Here is a 15611-nt window from a genome sequence, read left to right on the forward strand (position 1 = left end):
GGCACAGCCTAGCACTGGTTGAGAAGGTTGAGCGGAGTTACTGTTCCGTGAGACTGAAAAGCACTTAGTTTGTAGTCCTCCAAGAGTACAGATTAACAAGGCGCCCGTAGCTCAGCTGGATAGAGCATCCGCCTTCTAAGCGGATGGTCGCAGGTTCGAGTCCTGCCGGGTGCGCCATTTAGGCAGCTTTGGCACAAGTAGCGCGATATGGTGGGCGTAGCTCAGTTGGTAGAGCACGGGATTGTGACTCCCGTTGTCGTGGGTTCGATCCCCATCGTCCACCCCATATTTCGGAAGGCGCCAGATTAACAGTCTGGCGCCTTTGCTTTAACAGCTTCAATCCGCGGATGTGGTGGAATTGGTAGACACACTGGATTTAGGTTCCAGCGCCGCGAGGCGTAAGAGTTCGAGTCTCTTCATCCGCACCAAATAAAGCTTCACCCATGCCGCTTGGCTTGGTGGGGCTCAACAAAGAAGTTGTTTGGCTTCTTTGTCACGCAATATGGTGGGCGTAGCTCAGTTGGTAGAGCACGGGATTGTGACTCCCGTTGTCGTGGGTTCGATCCCCATCGTCCACCCCATATTTCGAAAGGCGCCAGATTTAACAGTCTGGCGCCTTTTTTGTTTCAGTGGTTTGTTCGGCGGCTGCAGGTTCTGGGTCGCAGGGGCAGTGCGTTTCGTCGTATTTGTGTTTCTCGATGATGCTCGATTTGCCCGCTGATCCCCTCGCGGGGTTGGCTGTCAGGGATGGATTGCCGATTCCTTCTATATATAGGAAGGTAGGTACAGAGCCCTGGCTTGATTGGCTGTATTTGCTAACAGGGCGAGGCATAACCGTTTGTCCCCGCCTATAAATTGCCTGCTGTTTTTTTACCCGTTTTCAGTAGGGTGACTTCTTGAGTTTGACCCACTAGAATGCATGCCCTTGATTCTGGGGTCGGAAACGGCCGGCTAACGTCTGTGCAACGAGGAATATCCATGCAAGTTTCTGTTGAAAATACTTCTGCTCTTGAGCGCCGCATGAGCATCACCGTGCCGGCTGAGCGCATCGAGACTCAGGTCAACAAGCGTCTGCAGCAGACTGCCCAAAAGGCCAAGATTGCTGGCTTCCGTCCAGGCAAAGTGCCAATGAGCGTGATCCGTCAGCGTTACGAAGCTGATGCGCGTCAAGAAGCCGTGGGCGATGTGATCCAGTCTTCTTTCTACGAAGCGGTAGTTGAGCAGAAGCTGAACCCGGCTGGCGCTCCTTCGGTTGAGCCGAAAGTGCTGGAAAAAGGCAAGGACCTGGAATACGTCGCTACTTTCGAAGTGTTCCCTGAGTTCACCGTTGCCGGTTTCGAAGGCATCACTGTCGAGCGCCTGAGCGCCGAAGTGGCTGACGCCGATCTGGACAAGATGCTGGAAGTCCTGCGCAAGCAGAACACCCGTTTCGAAGCGGCCGATCGCGCTGCCCAGAACGAAGACCAGCTGAACATCGATTTCGTCGGCAAGGTCGACGGTGAAGTGTTCGCCGGCGGTTCTGCCAAGGGTACTCAGCTGGTGCTGGGTTCCGGCCGCATGATCCCAGGTTTCGAAGACGGTCTGGTTGGCGCTAAAGCCGGCGAAGAGCGCGTTCTGAACCTGACCTTCCCAGAGGACTATCAGAACCTCGACCTGGCAGGCAAAACTGCCGAGTTCACCGTGACGGTGAACACTGTTTCCGAGCCTAAACTGCCAGAACTGACCGAAGAGTTCTTCGCTCAATTCGGCATCAAGGAAACCGGTCTGGAAGGCTTCCGCGCCGAAGTTCGCAAGAACATGGAGCGTGAGCTGCGTCAGGCGATCAAGTCCAAGGTCAAGAATCAGGTCATGGACGGTCTGCTGGCCACCAACCCGATCGAAGTGCCGAAGGCCCTGCTGTCCAACGAAGTCGACCGTCTGCGCGTGCAGGCTGTTCAGCAGTTCGGTGGCAACATCAAGCCTGACCAACTGCCGGCCGAGCTGTTCGAAGAGCAAGCCAAGCGCCGCGTCGTGCTGGGTCTGATCGTGGCTGAAGTGGTCAAGCAATTCGACCTCAAGCCTGACGAAGCCCGCGTTCGCGAGATGATTCAGGAAATGGCTTCGGCTTACCAAGAGCCTGAGCAGGTTGTGTCCTGGTACTACAAGAACGACCAGCAACTGAACGAAGTCCGTTCGGTTGTGCTGGAAGAGCAAGTTGTGGATACTGTTCTGCAGAAAGCTAGCGTGACCGACAAATCGGTCTCTTACGAAGAAGCGGTCAAGCCGGTAGAAGCTCCACAAGCCGACTGATTGGTTTTGCGGTAAGAAGTACACACCATAAGCCAGCCTTCGTGCTGGCTTATGCGTATTCAAGACATAACTATTTGGGAGTGACTGCGAGACATGTCCCGCAATTCTTATTATCAGCAGAGCTCTGACATCCAGGCCGCAGGCGGTCTGGTCCCGATGGTTATCGAGCAGTCCGCCCGTGGCGAACGTGCCTATGACATTTACTCGCGCCTGTTGAAGGAGCGAGTGATCTTCCTGGTGGGTCCGGTAGAAGACTACATGGCCAACCTGGTTGCGGCGCAACTGCTGTTCCTTGAAGCGGAAAACCCGGACAAGGACATCCATCTTTACATCAACTCACCAGGCGGTTCGGTGACTGCGGGCATGTCGATCTACGACACCATGCAGTTCATCAAGCCAGACGTTTCCACCACCTGTATCGGTCAGGCCTGCAGCATGGGTGCCTTCCTGCTCGCCGGTGGTGCTGCCGGCAAGCGTTTCTGCCTGCCGAACTCGCGCATGATGATTCACCAGCCGTTGGGCGGCTTCCAGGGACAGGCGTCGGATATCGACATCCATGCCAAGGAAATCCTCCACATTCGTTCGCGTCTGAACCAGCTGTTGGCTCATCACACCGGTCAGAGCCTCGAAACCATCGAGCGCGATACCGAACGCGACAACTTCATGAGCGCTGAGCGTGCGGCTGAATACGGCCTGATCGACTCCGTGATCGACAAGCGTAAAATGCCCGCCTAAGCAGCCCAAATGTAGGTGGTCGGGGTAACTGACCGCCTGCGGGCTTGAAAAAGCCTGCAATTGCCTTCATCTTGTGTTGCAAGCCTATCGGATTTGGATCGATCGAATGACTGACACCCGCAACGGCGAGGACAACGGCAAACTGCTCTATTGCTCCTTCTGTGGCAAAAGCCAGCATGAAGTACGCAAATTGATTGCCGGCCCCTCGGTCTTTATCTGCGACGAGTGCGTCGACCTGTGCAATGACATCATCCGTGAGGAGGTGCAGGAAGCCCAGGCCGAAAGCAGCGCGCATAAATTGCCTTCGCCTAAAGAAATCAGCGGCATCCTTGATCAGTACGTGATTGGTCAGGAGCGTGCGAAAAAGGTTCTGGCCGTAGCGGTGTACAACCACTACAAGCGTCTGAATCAGCGTGACAAAAAGAATGACGACGTCGAACTCGGCAAAAGCAACATCTTGCTGATCGGCCCGACAGGCTCGGGTAAAACCCTGCTTGCCGAAACACTGGCCCGCTTGCTGAACGTTCCGTTCACCATTGCCGACGCAACCACCCTCACCGAGGCGGGTTATGTAGGTGAAGATGTCGAGAACATCATTCAGAAGCTGCTGCAGAAGTGCGATTACGACGTAGAAAAAGCCCAGATGGGCATTGTCTACATCGATGAGATCGACAAGATCTCGCGCAAGTCTGACAACCCGTCGATCACTCGGGACGTTTCCGGTGAAGGCGTGCAGCAGGCCCTGCTCAAGTTGATCGAGGGTACGGTTGCTTCCGTTCCGCCTCAGGGTGGTCGCAAGCATCCGCAGCAGGAATTCCTTCAGGTCGACACCCGTAACATTTTGTTCATCTGCGGCGGTGCGTTCTCCGGTCTGGAAAAGGTTATTCAAAACCGTTCCACCCGTGGCGGTATCGGTTTCAACGCGGAAGTGCGCAGCAAGGAAGAAGGCAAGAAAGTCGGTGAATCCCTGCGTGAAGTCGAGCCTGACGATCTGGTCAAGTTCGGTCTGATCCCGGAATTCGTCGGTCGCCTGCCGGTTCTTGCCACGCTGGACGAGCTTGATGAGGCTGCGCTGATGCAGATTCTCACCGAGCCGAAAAATGCTCTGACCAAGCAGTATGCCAAGCTGTTCGAGATGGAAGGCGTGGACCTGGAATTCCGGGCCGACGCACTGAAATCGGTCGCCAAACGTGCCCTGGAACGCAAAACCGGTGCCCGTGGCTTGCGCTCGATTCTCGAAGGTGTATTGCTCGACACTATGTATGAAATCCCCTCGCAGTCCGAGGTGAGTAAAGTAGTGATCGATGAAAGCGTTATAGAAGGCAAGTCCAAGCCACTGTATCTCTATGAGAACAGTGAGCCGGCTGCCAAGGCAGCGCCAGACGCTTAAGCGTCACACTGCTGGAATAAAGAAGGGGCCTTCGGGCCCCTTTGCTATTGTGGGGGTTGGATTGTCGGATCGCCGCGCTGGCGCACGACCTGTTTTTTTGGTGTATCCAGACCCATGTCGGCGCTGCCATAAGCGGTGATCTTTAAAGTGGTTCTTTTATCCGCTTGTTTTTTTTGAAAGTAGCCCCCATCTTGGTTTCAAGCTTACTTCCATCTGTTTACGGCCTTATGGCCGCCGTAGAGGCGAAATCATGAAGAAAACCATCGAATTGCCTCTCCTGCCATTGCGTGATGTCGTGGTTTATCCGCACATGGTTATCCCGCTGTTCGTGGGGCGCGAGAAATCCATCGAAGCCCTCGAGGCTGCGATGACGGGCGACAAGCAAATCCTTCTGCTGGCTCAGCGCAATCCTGCTGATGATGATCCCGGTGAAGAAGCACTTTATCGCGTGGGCACCATAGCTACCGTCCTGCAGCTGCTCAAGCTGCCTGACGGCACCGTCAAGGTTCTTGTAGAAGGTGAGCAGCGGGGCGCCGTGGAGCGCTTCATCGAAGTCGACGGCCACTGCCGTGCCGAAGTCTCGCTGATCGACGAAGCCGACGCGCCTGAGCGCGAATCGGAAGTGTTTGTCCGCAGTCTGCTGGCTCAGTTCGAGCAATATGTGCAGCTGGGCAAGAAAGTGCCCGCTGAAGTCCTGTCGTCGCTCAACAGCATCGACGAGCCAGGGCGCCTGGTCGACACCATGGCCGCTCACATGGCCCTGAAAATCGAGCAGAAGCAGGAAATTCTCGAAATCATCGATTTGTCGGCCCGGGTCGAGCACGTTCTGGCGTTGCTGGATGCCGAGATCGATCTGCTACAAGTTGAAAAACGCATTCGCGGTCGCGTTAAAAAGCAAATGGAGCGCAGTCAGCGCGAGTACTACCTGAATGAGCAGATGAAGGCCATTCAGAAAGAGCTGGGCGACAGTGACGAAGGCCACAACGAAATCGAGGAGCTGAAAAAGCGTATCGATGCCGCCGGTCTGCCGAAAGACGCGTTGGCCAAGGCTCAGGCCGAACTGAACAAGCTCAAGCAAATGTCGCCAATGTCCGCGGAAGCGACCGTGGTGCGTTCGTACATCGACTGGCTGGTGCAAGTGCCATGGAAAGCCCAGAGCAAAGTGCGCCTGGACCTTGCCCGCGCTGAAGACATTCTCGACGCCGACCATTATGGTCTGGAAGAAGTCAAAGAGCGGATCCTCGAATACCTCGCCGTGCAGAAGCGCGTGAAGAAGATTCGCGGTCCTGTGCTGTGCCTGGTCGGCCCTCCCGGGGTAGGTAAAACCTCTCTGGCGGAGTCGATTGCTCATGCCACCAACCGCAAATTCGTCCGTATGGCCCTCGGTGGCGTGCGTGATGAGGCGGAGATTCGTGGTCATCGCCGGACTTATATCGGTTCGATGCCAGGAAGATTGATTCAAAAGATGACAAAGGTGGGCGTCCGCAACCCGCTGTTCCTGCTCGATGAAATCGACAAAATGGGCAGCGACATGCGTGGCGATCCGGCGTCGGCGTTGCTGGAAGTGCTCGACCCCGAGCAAAACCACAACTTCAACGATCACTATCTGGAGGTCGACTACGACCTGTCCGATGTGATGTTCCTGTGCACCTCCAACTCGATGAATATCCCGCCGGCATTGCTGGACCGGATGGAAGTGATTCGTCTGCCGGGTTACACCGAAGACGAGAAGATCAACATCGCCGTCAAATACCTTTCGCCCAAACAGATTCAGGCCAACGGTTTGAAGAAAGGCGAGCTGGAATTTGACGCCGAAGCGATCCGCGACATCATCCGCTACTACACCCGCGAAGCCGGTGTACGTGGGCTGGAGCGCCAGATCGCCAAGGTTTGCCGCAAGGCGGTCAAAGAGCATGCGCTGGAAAAACGCTTCTCGGTGAAGGTCACCGCCGAGATGCTGGAACACTTCCTGGGCGTGCGTAAATTCCGCTACGGCCTGGCCGAGCAGCAGGATCAGATCGGTCAGGTAACCGGGCTGGCATGGACCCAGGTGGGCGGCGAATTGTTGACCATCGAAGCCGCAGTCGTGCCGGGTAAAGGCCAACTGATCAAGACCGGTTCCCTGGGTGACGTGATGGTCGAATCGATCACCGCGGCCCTGACCGTTGTCCGCAGCCGTGCGAAGAGCCTGGGGATTCCCCTGGACTTCCACGAGAAGCGCGACACGCACATCCACATGCCAGAAGGGGCAACCCCGAAGGACGGCCCTAGCGCCGGTGTAGGCATGTGCACGGCCCTGGTGTCGGCATTGACTGGCATTCCCGTACGCGCGGATGTCGCCATGACCGGCGAAATCACCTTGCGTGGCCAGGTGCTGGCGATTGGCGGCTTGAAGGAAAAACTGTTGGCGGCTCACCGTGGCGGAATCAAGACGGTGATCATTCCTGAAGAGAACGTACGCGATCTGAAGGAAATTCCAGACAATATCAAGCAAGATCTGCAGATTAAACCAGTTAAATGGATTGACGAGGTCCTGCAAATTGCGCTGCAATACGCGCCGGAGCCCTTACCGGATGTGGCTCCGGAGATCGTTGCAAAGGATGAAAAACGCGAGTCTGACTCTAAGGAAAGAATTAGCACGCATTAGTACGCATTTGCCTGGGGGGCTTCCTTGACAGTTTTTTAGAGCCCTTGTTATAAAGCGGCTCTATAAGTGTCTGTAGGCCATTCAGCACTCGTTTTTTTGCTTTCACCAAAAAACTTAGAATCAAACTCAAATAGATATAAGGGGACTTAGAGTGAACAAGTCGGAACTGATTGATGCTATCGCTGCATCCGCTGATATCCCGAAAGCTGCTGCTGGCCGTGCGCTGGACGCTGTAATCGAATCCGTCACTGGCGCTCTCAAGGCTGGCGACTCTGTTGTTCTGGTTGGTTTCGGCACCTTCTCCGTGACCGATCGTCCAGCTCGCATCGGTCGTAACCCACAGACCGGTAAGACGCTGGAAATCGCCGCCGCTAAAAAACCAGGTTTCAAAGCCGGTAAAGCACTGAAAGAAGCTGTCAACTAAGTTCGATTCAGGTTTTTGCCTATCCGGGTCGGGGTCATTCCTGACTTGGCAGCGGAGCGGTAGTTCAGTCGGTTAGAATACCGGCCTGTCACGCCGGGGGTCGCGGGTTCGAGTCCCGTCCGCTCCGCCAGTTACGAGAAGGCGCATCCTCGGATGCGCCTTTCTTCTATCCGGATTCTACCCACGCTCCACGGTTGCCTAATTTTGAAGTTCAACCGTTTCTGGGGGACGCATGCTGCAGAATATCAGGGACAATTCACAAGGCTGGATTGCCAAGACCATTATCGGGGTCATCGTTGCATTGATGGCTTTGACCGGTTTCGACGCCATTTTCAAGGCCACGACGCACAGAAATGAAGCGGCCAAGGTCAATGGCGAAGAAATCAGCCAGAACGAGCTGAGCCAGGCGGTCGATATGCAACGCCGTCAGCTCATGCAACAGCTGGGCAAGGATTTCGATGCTTCCTTGCTCGACGAAAAAATGCTGCGCGAATCGGCCCTCAAGGGTCTGATCGATCGCAAACTGCTGCTGCAAGGCGCAGAAAAATCGAAATTCGCTTTCTCCGAAGCCGCCTTGGATCAAGTGATCCTGCAAACACCTGAATTCCAGGTGGATGGCAAATTCAGCGCCGAACGTTTCGACCAGGTGATCCGTCAACTGGGCTACAGCCGTCTGCAATTCCGTCAGATGCTGGCTCAGGAAATGCTGATCGGTCAGCTGCGCGCTGGCCTGGCCGGCAGCGGTTTCGTCACCGATGCACAGGTTCTGGCCTTCGCTCGTCTGGAAAAACAGACCCGCGATTTCGCCACCCTGAACATCAAGGCAGACCCGGCAGCAGTGAAGCTGACCGACGATGAGGTCAAGGCTTACTACGACGAACACGCCAAGGAGTTCATGACACCTGATCAGGTGGTCATCGATTACCTCGAATTGAAGAAGTCAGCCTTCTTCGATCAAGTCAGCGTCAAGGACGAAGACCTGCAAGCGGCGTATCAGAAAGAAACCGCGAACCTGTCCGAGCAACGCCGGGCTGCGCATATTCTGATCGAAGTGAACGACAAGGTGACCGAGGCCCAGGCCAAGGCCAAGATCGAAGAAGTGCAGGCGCGTCTGGCCAAAGGCGAGAGTTTCGAGGCCCTGGCCAAGGAATTCTCCCAGGATCCAGGCTCGGCGAACAACGGCGGTGACCTCGGTTATGCAGGTCCGGGCGTCTACGATCCAGCGTTTGAAAAAGCCTTGTACTCGTTGGCCAAGGATCAGGTCTCGGAGCCGGTTCGCACTGACTTCGGTTACCACCTGATCAAGCTGTTGGGTGTTGAAGCCCCTGAAGTGCCAACGTTCGCCAGCCTGAAAGACAAGCTGACCCGCGAGTTGAAAACCCAGCAGGTCGAGCAGCGTTTCGTCGAGGCGACCAAGCAATTGGAAGACTCGGCGTTCGAGTCCTCCGATCTGGCCCAGCCGGCACAAGACTTGAAGCTGACCGTTCACACGTCGGCGCCATTCGGCCGTGAGGGTGGCGAAGGTGTTGCGGCCAACCGGGCCGTGGTGACCGCTGCGTTCAGTCCTGAAGTGCTGGATGAGGGTGCCAACAGCACTGCCATCGAGCTGGACCCGGAGACCGTGATCGTGCTGCGCGCCAAGGAGCACCGCAAGCCTGAGCAACTGCCGCTGGAAAGCGTGGCTGCCAGCATCCGCGTGCAATTGACCAAGGAGCACGCCAGTGCCGCCGCCAAGACCAAGGCTGATCAGTTGATCTCCAGCCTGCGCGATGGCAAGACTGCACTGGACAAGGCGATCGATGGTCAGAACTGGAAAGTCACTGCAACCGCGACTCGCGCTCAGGAAGGGGGCGACCCAACCGTGCTGCAGGCGCTGTTCCGCATGCCCAAGCCAGCCTCCAAAGACAAGCCGACCTTCAGCAGCGTGACCCTGGCCGACGGTAGCCTGGTGATCGTGCGGCTGAACGGCGTGAACGAAGGCGCTACGCCGACCGAAGAAGAGAAGGCTCAATACCGTCGCTTCCTCGCCTCGCGCATTGGCCAGCAGGACTTCGCGGCCTACCGCAAACTGTTGGAGCGCGAGGCTGAGATCAAGCGTTTCTGATGCTTGACCGAGTTTTGCGTGACACAAAAGACCCCAGCCCATAGGCTGGGGTTTTTTGTGGTCCAACGAAAAGATCGCAACCCAGCGGCAGCGTCTATGGGGTATCAGGTTCATATCCAGGAGCTGCCACAGGCCGCGATCTTTTGATTTTTGCTCCGGCGGGACTTTCTCCCGGGATGATGGTCAATGAATCTGTAGCCGTTTTAGACAATCGTTGCTCCGCTAAGCATCGATCTGTTGCACAATACGCCCCGAACCGTTTTCCTCAGGATGTTCAATGTTTAAATCAATTCCCATGCGTGTTGTAGGGCTGGCCTTGGTGCTGGCCGCCGCTGCCGGTTGTTCGTCGAAGAAGGCCGCCATCTATGAGCATGAGAACTTCGACGACTCGGGGACGTTTTCGCGCAGCTATCCGGTGACCGATGCGCAAACCTGCGAAGCCGCCCGTCGGGCCTTGCTTAGCCAGGGTTACATCATCACCAGCAGCGATCCGAAACTGGTCAGTGGGCACAAGAGCTTCCAGCAGACCGGCGAAACCCACATGGAGATCAGCTTCAATGTCGTTTGCGCCGATGACGGCAGCGAGGGGCACCATGCGACCATGTTCGCCAACGCCCTGCAGGACCGTTATGCGCTGAAAAAGACCAACAACTCCGCCAGCCTCGGCGTCGGCGTATTGGGCTCGGTATCGATGCCGATCGGCTCGTCCGACGATTCGATGGTCAAGGTCGCCAGTGAAACCGTGTCCTCGGCCAAGTTCTACGAGCGTTTCTTTACCCTGGTCGAACTGTTCCTGCCGCCGGAAGCGAAGAAGGCCGCGCACATCATCGAGAAACCGAAAACCGAACTGGGGATGCCTGAAGCCAAGGCTGCGCCGGCTCAGTTGGCGCCAAACCCGGCACCAGCGGCAGAACCTGCGCCAGCGCCAGCGCCGGCGGCCGAGCCTGCACCTGCCGAAACCGCCCCAGCCACTTCGGAGCCTGTTGTGCCGCCTGCTGAAACAGCGCCGATTACCCCGACCAAGGGCACCGAGCCGACTTCCTCCACGGAAACCGTCACGCCAGTGGCGGACTCGAGCAGCCTGCCGCCGCCGACCGAGCCGATTCCGGCGATGCCTGTCTCCGGGCAGTAATAAGCTTGCATTGTTATGGGGGCGGGTCAGACGATACCGCTCCTGTAACGTCGTTCAAGACTGATCCACATCAAGTCGGGCGGTATTCCTACAGCCCAAATCGAAAAAATCCTGTGATAAATTCCTGACCACCTGCTACGTTTTATTCAGTAGCGACGTAGGGGTGTGCCAGCGTCATTTTTCTTTCATGCGGGCACTTTATGCTCAAGGCGCTGGTCATTTATTCAGGCAATTTTTTCAACAAGCGATGGGGGTTTAATAATGGATGATTATCAAGAAGAACTGCTCGAGTATCAGGCCTTTGAACTGGATCCGCTGGAACCGGCCGAAGACGCTACCGAGCTGTAGCGATGACTGCGGCGAAACTCACCGGGCGTCTGGCCGTTCCAGCGCTTGAAGGCTCGCTGAAAGGCTTCGGCTGAGGCAAATCCCAGCAGGTAGGCGATTTCGCCGAATGCCAGTTCAGTATCGCGAATGTAGGTCATGGCCAGGTCGCGGCGCGTATCGTTGAGAATTGCACGAAATTGCGTGCCTTCCTCGGCGAGTTTGCGGCGCAAGGTCCAGGTCGGCAGCTTCAGGCGTGCCGCCACTTCTTCCAGGTCGGGTTCCCGGCCGCCATTGAGCAACGGACCCAGCAACTGAGTGATGCGTTCACGCAGGCTGCGGGTGCGTGTCAGTTGCTCCAGTTCCCGTTCACACAGTTGCAGCAGGTGCCGCCAGGTACTTGGGCAGTGCTGCGGGTTGCGTTGGGCAAGACTGTCCAGGCTCAGGCGCAGTTGATTCTGTTCGGCGCCAAACTGAATCGGACAGTCGCCGAGTACGGCATAGGCATCACGATAATCCGGCGCTTCAAATTCGATCTCGATCCGTTCGGCGCGCAGCGGGGCAGGGCTCAGGCTGGATAATTGCTGCAACCAGCCAGCGATGATCGAATCCACCACGAAGCGGTTGTAGGCGTTGTAGGGGCTGATGGAATAGAACCGCAGCCAGGCGCCTTGGGCGTCCTCGTGGAAACTCGACTGGCCGCGATAGTTGGAGCCGTACAGCGCTTCGAAGCGAATCAGGCAGCGCGCCGCTTCCCGCACGGTGGGTGCCTGGGCGGCAGTGACGCCGGCCAGGCCTGCCTGGCTCAGGCGACTGAGCTGGCCCATGCGCAAGCCCAGCGCCGGGTCGCCGGTCAGTTGAATCGCGCCGTGACCCAGGCGCATGTAGCGCGGGATCGACAGGCGGGCACCCGCTTCGGCCAGTCGCGCGGCGTCGAGGCCGTACTGTTCCAGCAGCGGTTGTGGGTCCAGGCCATGGCTGCGCACGGCGTCGGCCAGGCTATGGACGAAACCCACCGACAGATCCCCAAGGCGCATCGGCTTCGGTTTCATCGCTTATAACCAGAGGTTCAGCAATTGCGCGCCGTGGGCATCACCATTGGCGAAATGCTGTCCGTTGCTGCTGAGAAAGCTTTGACCGGCGCTGCTCTTGTCCCAGAACTGACCGCGCAGGAATACGCTCATGCCGGCGATGGCCTGGCTGCCGGGCGGTTGGGCGATCAGCGTCAGTCGATGCCAGGCCTGGCCTTCGCTGAGTTCGCCGGCCTTGAGGTTGACAGTATTTGGCGTGGGCAGGCCTTTATAACCGCGCCACGGTTGCTCCCAGGACTCACGCCCAACGACGAACGCCGGGACAGCCACCAGTTGCGCGCCCTGATCGTCAAGTTTGCGGTAGTTGTCCGGATACCAGCTGTCGCTGCCGATCAGTACGCCCAGGCGTCCGGCCGGGGTGTCGACGACATTGGCCGTAGGATCGGAATCGGTTTCGAGCGAGTTGCGTCCAGCGAAAGTCGAGTGCATTTGCCGCTGGGGCTGACCGATCGGCAGGCCGTCACGACCGAACACTACGCTGCTGTTGTACAGCGCGCCGTGACCGATACGCAGGATGCCGTCGTTGACGCTTGGCTCGGGGAGCACGATGGAACCGGCCACGAGGGTCACGTGGAATTCTTTCGCCAGACCACCGAACAGCGCCTGATAATCCTTGGCCATGCTCTTGGCTTTCATCCGAAAGTGCGCGTCGTCGACCCGGCTGCCGCCCTCGGCGCTGATCAGCGCGCGGAAGAACTGTAACGGATTGCTCACCGCCAGCCAGTTCATGGCTTCCTTGAGGGTGGTGGCCTGGTACAGCTCGTCTTTCTCGCGGCTGACCATCAGCCAGGTGCCGATATGTTCGGGCAGCACAACGATGGTTTTTTCATTCAGCAGGCCTTGATCCTGGGCCTTCTGCAAATAGGCTGCGAGCTTGCGGTGCAGGCGTTCGGGGCTTTGATAGTCGGTGGGGAACAGCTCGGGCTGGACACCCAGCAGATTACCGCGATCGGCGGGCGTGCCCTGATCGACCGCAAGATTGATGCGCAGGTCCGACAGGTAATGACCCACCGGCCGGTCCGCGGCCCACATCGCGTAGGTCGTGAGAACGGCGATCAACGCCATGGAGAAGGTCAGGTACAGAAGTTTGCGCATGGAAAACAGTCAACGGCCGTGTGCAGGGTTCGCGACTAGGGTAGGGCTCATGCCTGCGCTTGCCAAGGGGCGCTGCGCATTTGGATCAATAAGTTGTCAGTTACGGTCATTGAGTGACAGCAGTGCGACTCTTAGTCTGTCGAACATGACTGATGGGGGCCGAAGAGCTCCTGCATTTTTTCGTGATCGCTCGTTGTGGAGTTACCGATGGCCGCCGCTCATTACCCGCACCTGTTAGCCCCGCTGGACCTGGGTTTTACCACGTTGCGCAACCGCACCCTGATGGGCTCGATGCACACCGGTCTTGAGGAAAAGCCCGGCGGTTTCGAGCGCATGGCCGCGTACTTCGCCGAACGTGCCCTTGGCGGCGTTGGCTTGATGGTCACCGGCGGTATCGGCCCGAACGAAGAGGGCGGGGTTTACTCCGGCGCCGCCAAGTTGACCACCGAGGAAGAAGCGCTCAAACACCGGATCGTCACCCGCGCGGTGCACGAGGCAGGCGGCAAGATCTGCATGCAGATCCTTCACGCCGGGCGTTATGCCTACAGCCCGAAACAGGTGGCGCCGAGCGCCATTCAGGCGCCGATCAATCCGTTCAAACCAAAAGAGCTGGATGAGGAGGGCATCGAGAAGCAGATCAGCGATTTCGTCACCTGCTCGACCCTGGCGCAACAAGCCGAGTACGACGGCGTCGAGATCATGGGCTCCGAAGGCTATTTCATTAACCAGTTCCTCGCCGCCCACACCAACCATCGCACTGACCGCTGGGGCGGCGCTTACGAAAACCGCATGCGCCTGCCGGTGGAAATCGTCCGCCGGGTGCGCGAGGCGGTCGGCCCGAACTTCATCATTATCTTCCGTCTGTCGATGCTCGATCTGGTGGAAGGCGGCAGCACCTGGGAAGAAATCGTGCAATTGGCCAAGGCCATCGAGCAGGCCGGTGCGACGATCATCAACACCGGGATCGGCTGGCACGAAGCGCGGATTCCAACCATCGCCACCAAGGTGCCGCGTGCGGCGTTCAGCAAAGTCACGGCCAAGCTGCGCGGTTCGGTCAACATTCCGCTGATTACCACCAACCGCATCAACACCCCGGAAGTCGCCGAGCAGATTCTGGCCGACGGCGATGCCGACATGGTGTCGATGGCGCGGCCGTTCCTCGCCGACCCGGACTTCGTCAACAAGGCGGCGGCCGGCCGTGGCGATGAAATCAATACCTGCATCGGTTGCAACCAGGCTTGCCTGGATCACACGTTCGGCGGCAAGTTGACCAGTTGCCTGGTGAACCCGCGGGCCTGCCATGAAACCGAACTCAATTACCTGCCGGTGCAGCAGATCAAGAAAATCGCCGTGGTTGGCGCCGGTCCTGCGGGGCTGTCCGCCGCCACCGTGGCCGCCGAACGCGGTCATCAGGTGACGCTGTTCGATTCGGCCAGCGAAATCGGCGGCCAGTTCAACATTGCCAAGCGCGTGCCGGGCAAGGAAGAGTTCTTCGAAACCCTGCGTTACTTCAACCGCAAGTTGCAGACCAGCAACGTCGAGCTGTGCCTGAACACCCGTGTGGACGTGGCACAGCTGGTCGAGGGCGGTTATGACGAAATCATCCTGGCCACCGGCATCGCGCCGCGAGTGCCGGCAATTCCGGGCGTCGAGCACGCCAAGGTGCTGAGCTACCTGGACGTGATCCTCGAGCGTAAGCCGGTGGGCAAGCGCGTCGCGGTGATCGGCGCCGGTGGGATCGGTTTCGACGTGTCGGAGTTCCTCGTTCACCAGGGCGTGGCCACCAGTCAGGACCGCGAAGCGTTCTGGAAGGAGTGGGGCATCGATACGCATCTGCAAGCACGCGGCGGTGTTGCAGGCGTCAAGGCGGTACCCCATGCGCCGGCCCGTGAAGTGTTCCTGCTGCAACGCAAGACCTCCAAGGTCGGCGATGGCCTGGGCAAGACCACTGGCTGGATTCACCGCACCGGTCTGAAAAACAAGCAGGTGCAGATGCTCAACAGCGTCGAGTACCTGAAGATTGACGACGAAGGCCTGCATATCCGCATCGGCGAAAATGGCGAGCCGCAGGTGCTGCCGGTGGACAATATCGTGATCTGCGCCGGGCAGGATCCGTTGCGCGAGTTGCACGACGGTCTGGTCGCGGCCGGGCAGAACGTGCACTTGATCGGCGGCGCGGACGTGGCGGCGGAGCTGGATGCCAAGCGTGCGATCAATCAGGGTTCGCGGTTGGCGGCTGAGTTGTAACAGGCAGGTTCAGCGTGCCAATGGCTTTCGCGAGCAAGCCCGCTCCCACATTGGATTTCTGTTGGCCACACAGGATGTGACCGGCGCAAAATCAGTGTGGGAGCGGGCTTGCTCGCGAAGGCTGTCTTTGAGC

At 57.9% G+C, this 15611-nt stretch carries 10 protein-coding genes and 5 tRNA genes; 13 read left to right on the forward strand and 2 right to left on the reverse strand.

Features of this window, described 5'->3' with window-relative positions:
- The first annotated feature begins 100 nt into the window (after nt 1-100).
- The 12 genes from PSH64_RS10015 to PSH64_RS10070 all read left to right on the forward strand — a co-directional run bounded on the left by PSH64_RS10015 (nt 101) and on the right by PSH64_RS10070 (nt 10721).
- Nucleotides 101-177 (forward strand) — tRNA-Arg (locus PSH64_RS10015).
- Nucleotides 178-210: 33 nt separating this feature from the next.
- Nucleotides 211-286 (forward strand) — tRNA-His (locus tag PSH64_RS10020).
- Between the two features lie 57 nt (nt 287-343).
- Nucleotides 344-428: transfer RNA gene (locus tag PSH64_RS10025), tRNA-Leu, on the forward strand.
- Between the two features lie 77 nt (nt 429-505).
- Nucleotides 506-581 (forward strand) — tRNA-His (locus tag PSH64_RS10030).
- Between the two features lie 397 nt (nt 582-978).
- On the forward strand, nt 979-2289 hold the full coding sequence (tig, locus tag PSH64_RS10035) for a trigger factor (protein WP_305480576.1): 1311 nt from the start codon (nt 979-981) through the stop codon (nt 2287-2289).
- Between the two features lie 93 nt (nt 2290-2382).
- Nucleotides 2383-3024: an ATP-dependent Clp endopeptidase proteolytic subunit ClpP gene (clpP, locus tag PSH64_RS10040; RefSeq protein WP_105344076.1), complete on the forward strand. Its 642-nt coding sequence runs from the start codon at nt 2383-2385 to the stop codon at nt 3022-3024.
- A 106-nt stretch (nt 3025-3130) separates the two neighbouring features.
- Nucleotides 3131-4414 carry an ATP-dependent Clp protease ATP-binding subunit ClpX gene (clpX, locus tag PSH64_RS10045; protein WP_105344075.1) on the forward strand — a complete coding sequence of 428 codons (1284 nt, stop codon included), beginning with the start codon at nt 3131-3133 and terminating at the stop codon, nt 4412-4414.
- Nucleotides 4415-4664: 250 nt separating this feature from the next.
- Nucleotides 4665-7061: an endopeptidase La gene (gene lon, locus PSH64_RS10050; RefSeq protein WP_105344073.1), complete on the forward strand. Its 2397-nt coding sequence runs from the start codon at nt 4665-4667 to the stop codon at nt 7059-7061.
- A gap of 151 nt (nt 7062-7212) precedes the next feature.
- The gene (locus PSH64_RS10055; protein WP_002552737.1) at nt 7213-7485 is read left to right on the forward strand and encodes an HU family DNA-binding protein; all 273 of its coding nucleotides are present in this window, start codon (nt 7213-7215) and stop codon (nt 7483-7485) included.
- A 53-nt stretch (nt 7486-7538) separates the two neighbouring features.
- A tRNA-Asp gene (locus PSH64_RS10060) sits at nt 7539-7615 on the forward strand.
- Nucleotides 7616-7717: 102 nt separating this feature from the next.
- On the forward strand, nt 7718-9589 hold the full coding sequence (locus tag PSH64_RS10065; RefSeq protein WP_305480577.1) for a SurA N-terminal domain-containing protein: 1872 nt from the start codon (nt 7718-7720) through the stop codon (nt 9587-9589).
- A gap of 277 nt (nt 9590-9866) precedes the next feature.
- Nucleotides 9867-10721, forward strand: coding sequence for a DUF2242 domain-containing protein (locus tag PSH64_RS10070; protein ID WP_305480578.1), 855 nt, complete (start codon nt 9867-9869; stop codon nt 10719-10721).
- 293 nt (nt 10722-11014) lie between these two features.
- Here the strand turns inward: PSH64_RS10070 and PSH64_RS10075 are convergent, their stop codons facing one another.
- Nucleotides 11015-12097 (reverse strand): AraC family transcriptional regulator, encoded by a 1083-nt coding sequence (locus PSH64_RS10075; RefSeq protein WP_105344068.1) that lies wholly within the window; start codon nt 12095-12097, stop codon nt 11015-11017.
- Between the two features lie 3 nt (nt 12098-12100).
- Entirely contained in the window at nt 12101-13231 is a 1131-nt protein-coding gene (locus PSH64_RS10080; protein ID WP_305480579.1) for a carbon-nitrogen hydrolase family protein, read from the reverse strand.
- A gap of 207 nt (nt 13232-13438) precedes the next feature.
- On the opposite strand from PSH64_RS10080, the gene PSH64_RS10085 reads away from it, so the two are divergent.
- Nucleotides 13439-15478: an NADPH-dependent 2,4-dienoyl-CoA reductase gene (locus PSH64_RS10085; RefSeq protein ID WP_305480580.1), complete on the forward strand. Its 2040-nt coding sequence runs from the start codon at nt 13439-13441 to the stop codon at nt 15476-15478.
- Nucleotides 15479-15611: the final 133 nt, after the last annotated feature.

It is taken from the genome of Pseudomonas sp. FP1742 (genome assembly GCF_030687145.1).
GTDB lineage: Bacteria > Pseudomonadota > Gammaproteobacteria > Pseudomonadales > Pseudomonadaceae > Aquipseudomonas > Aquipseudomonas frederiksbergensis_D.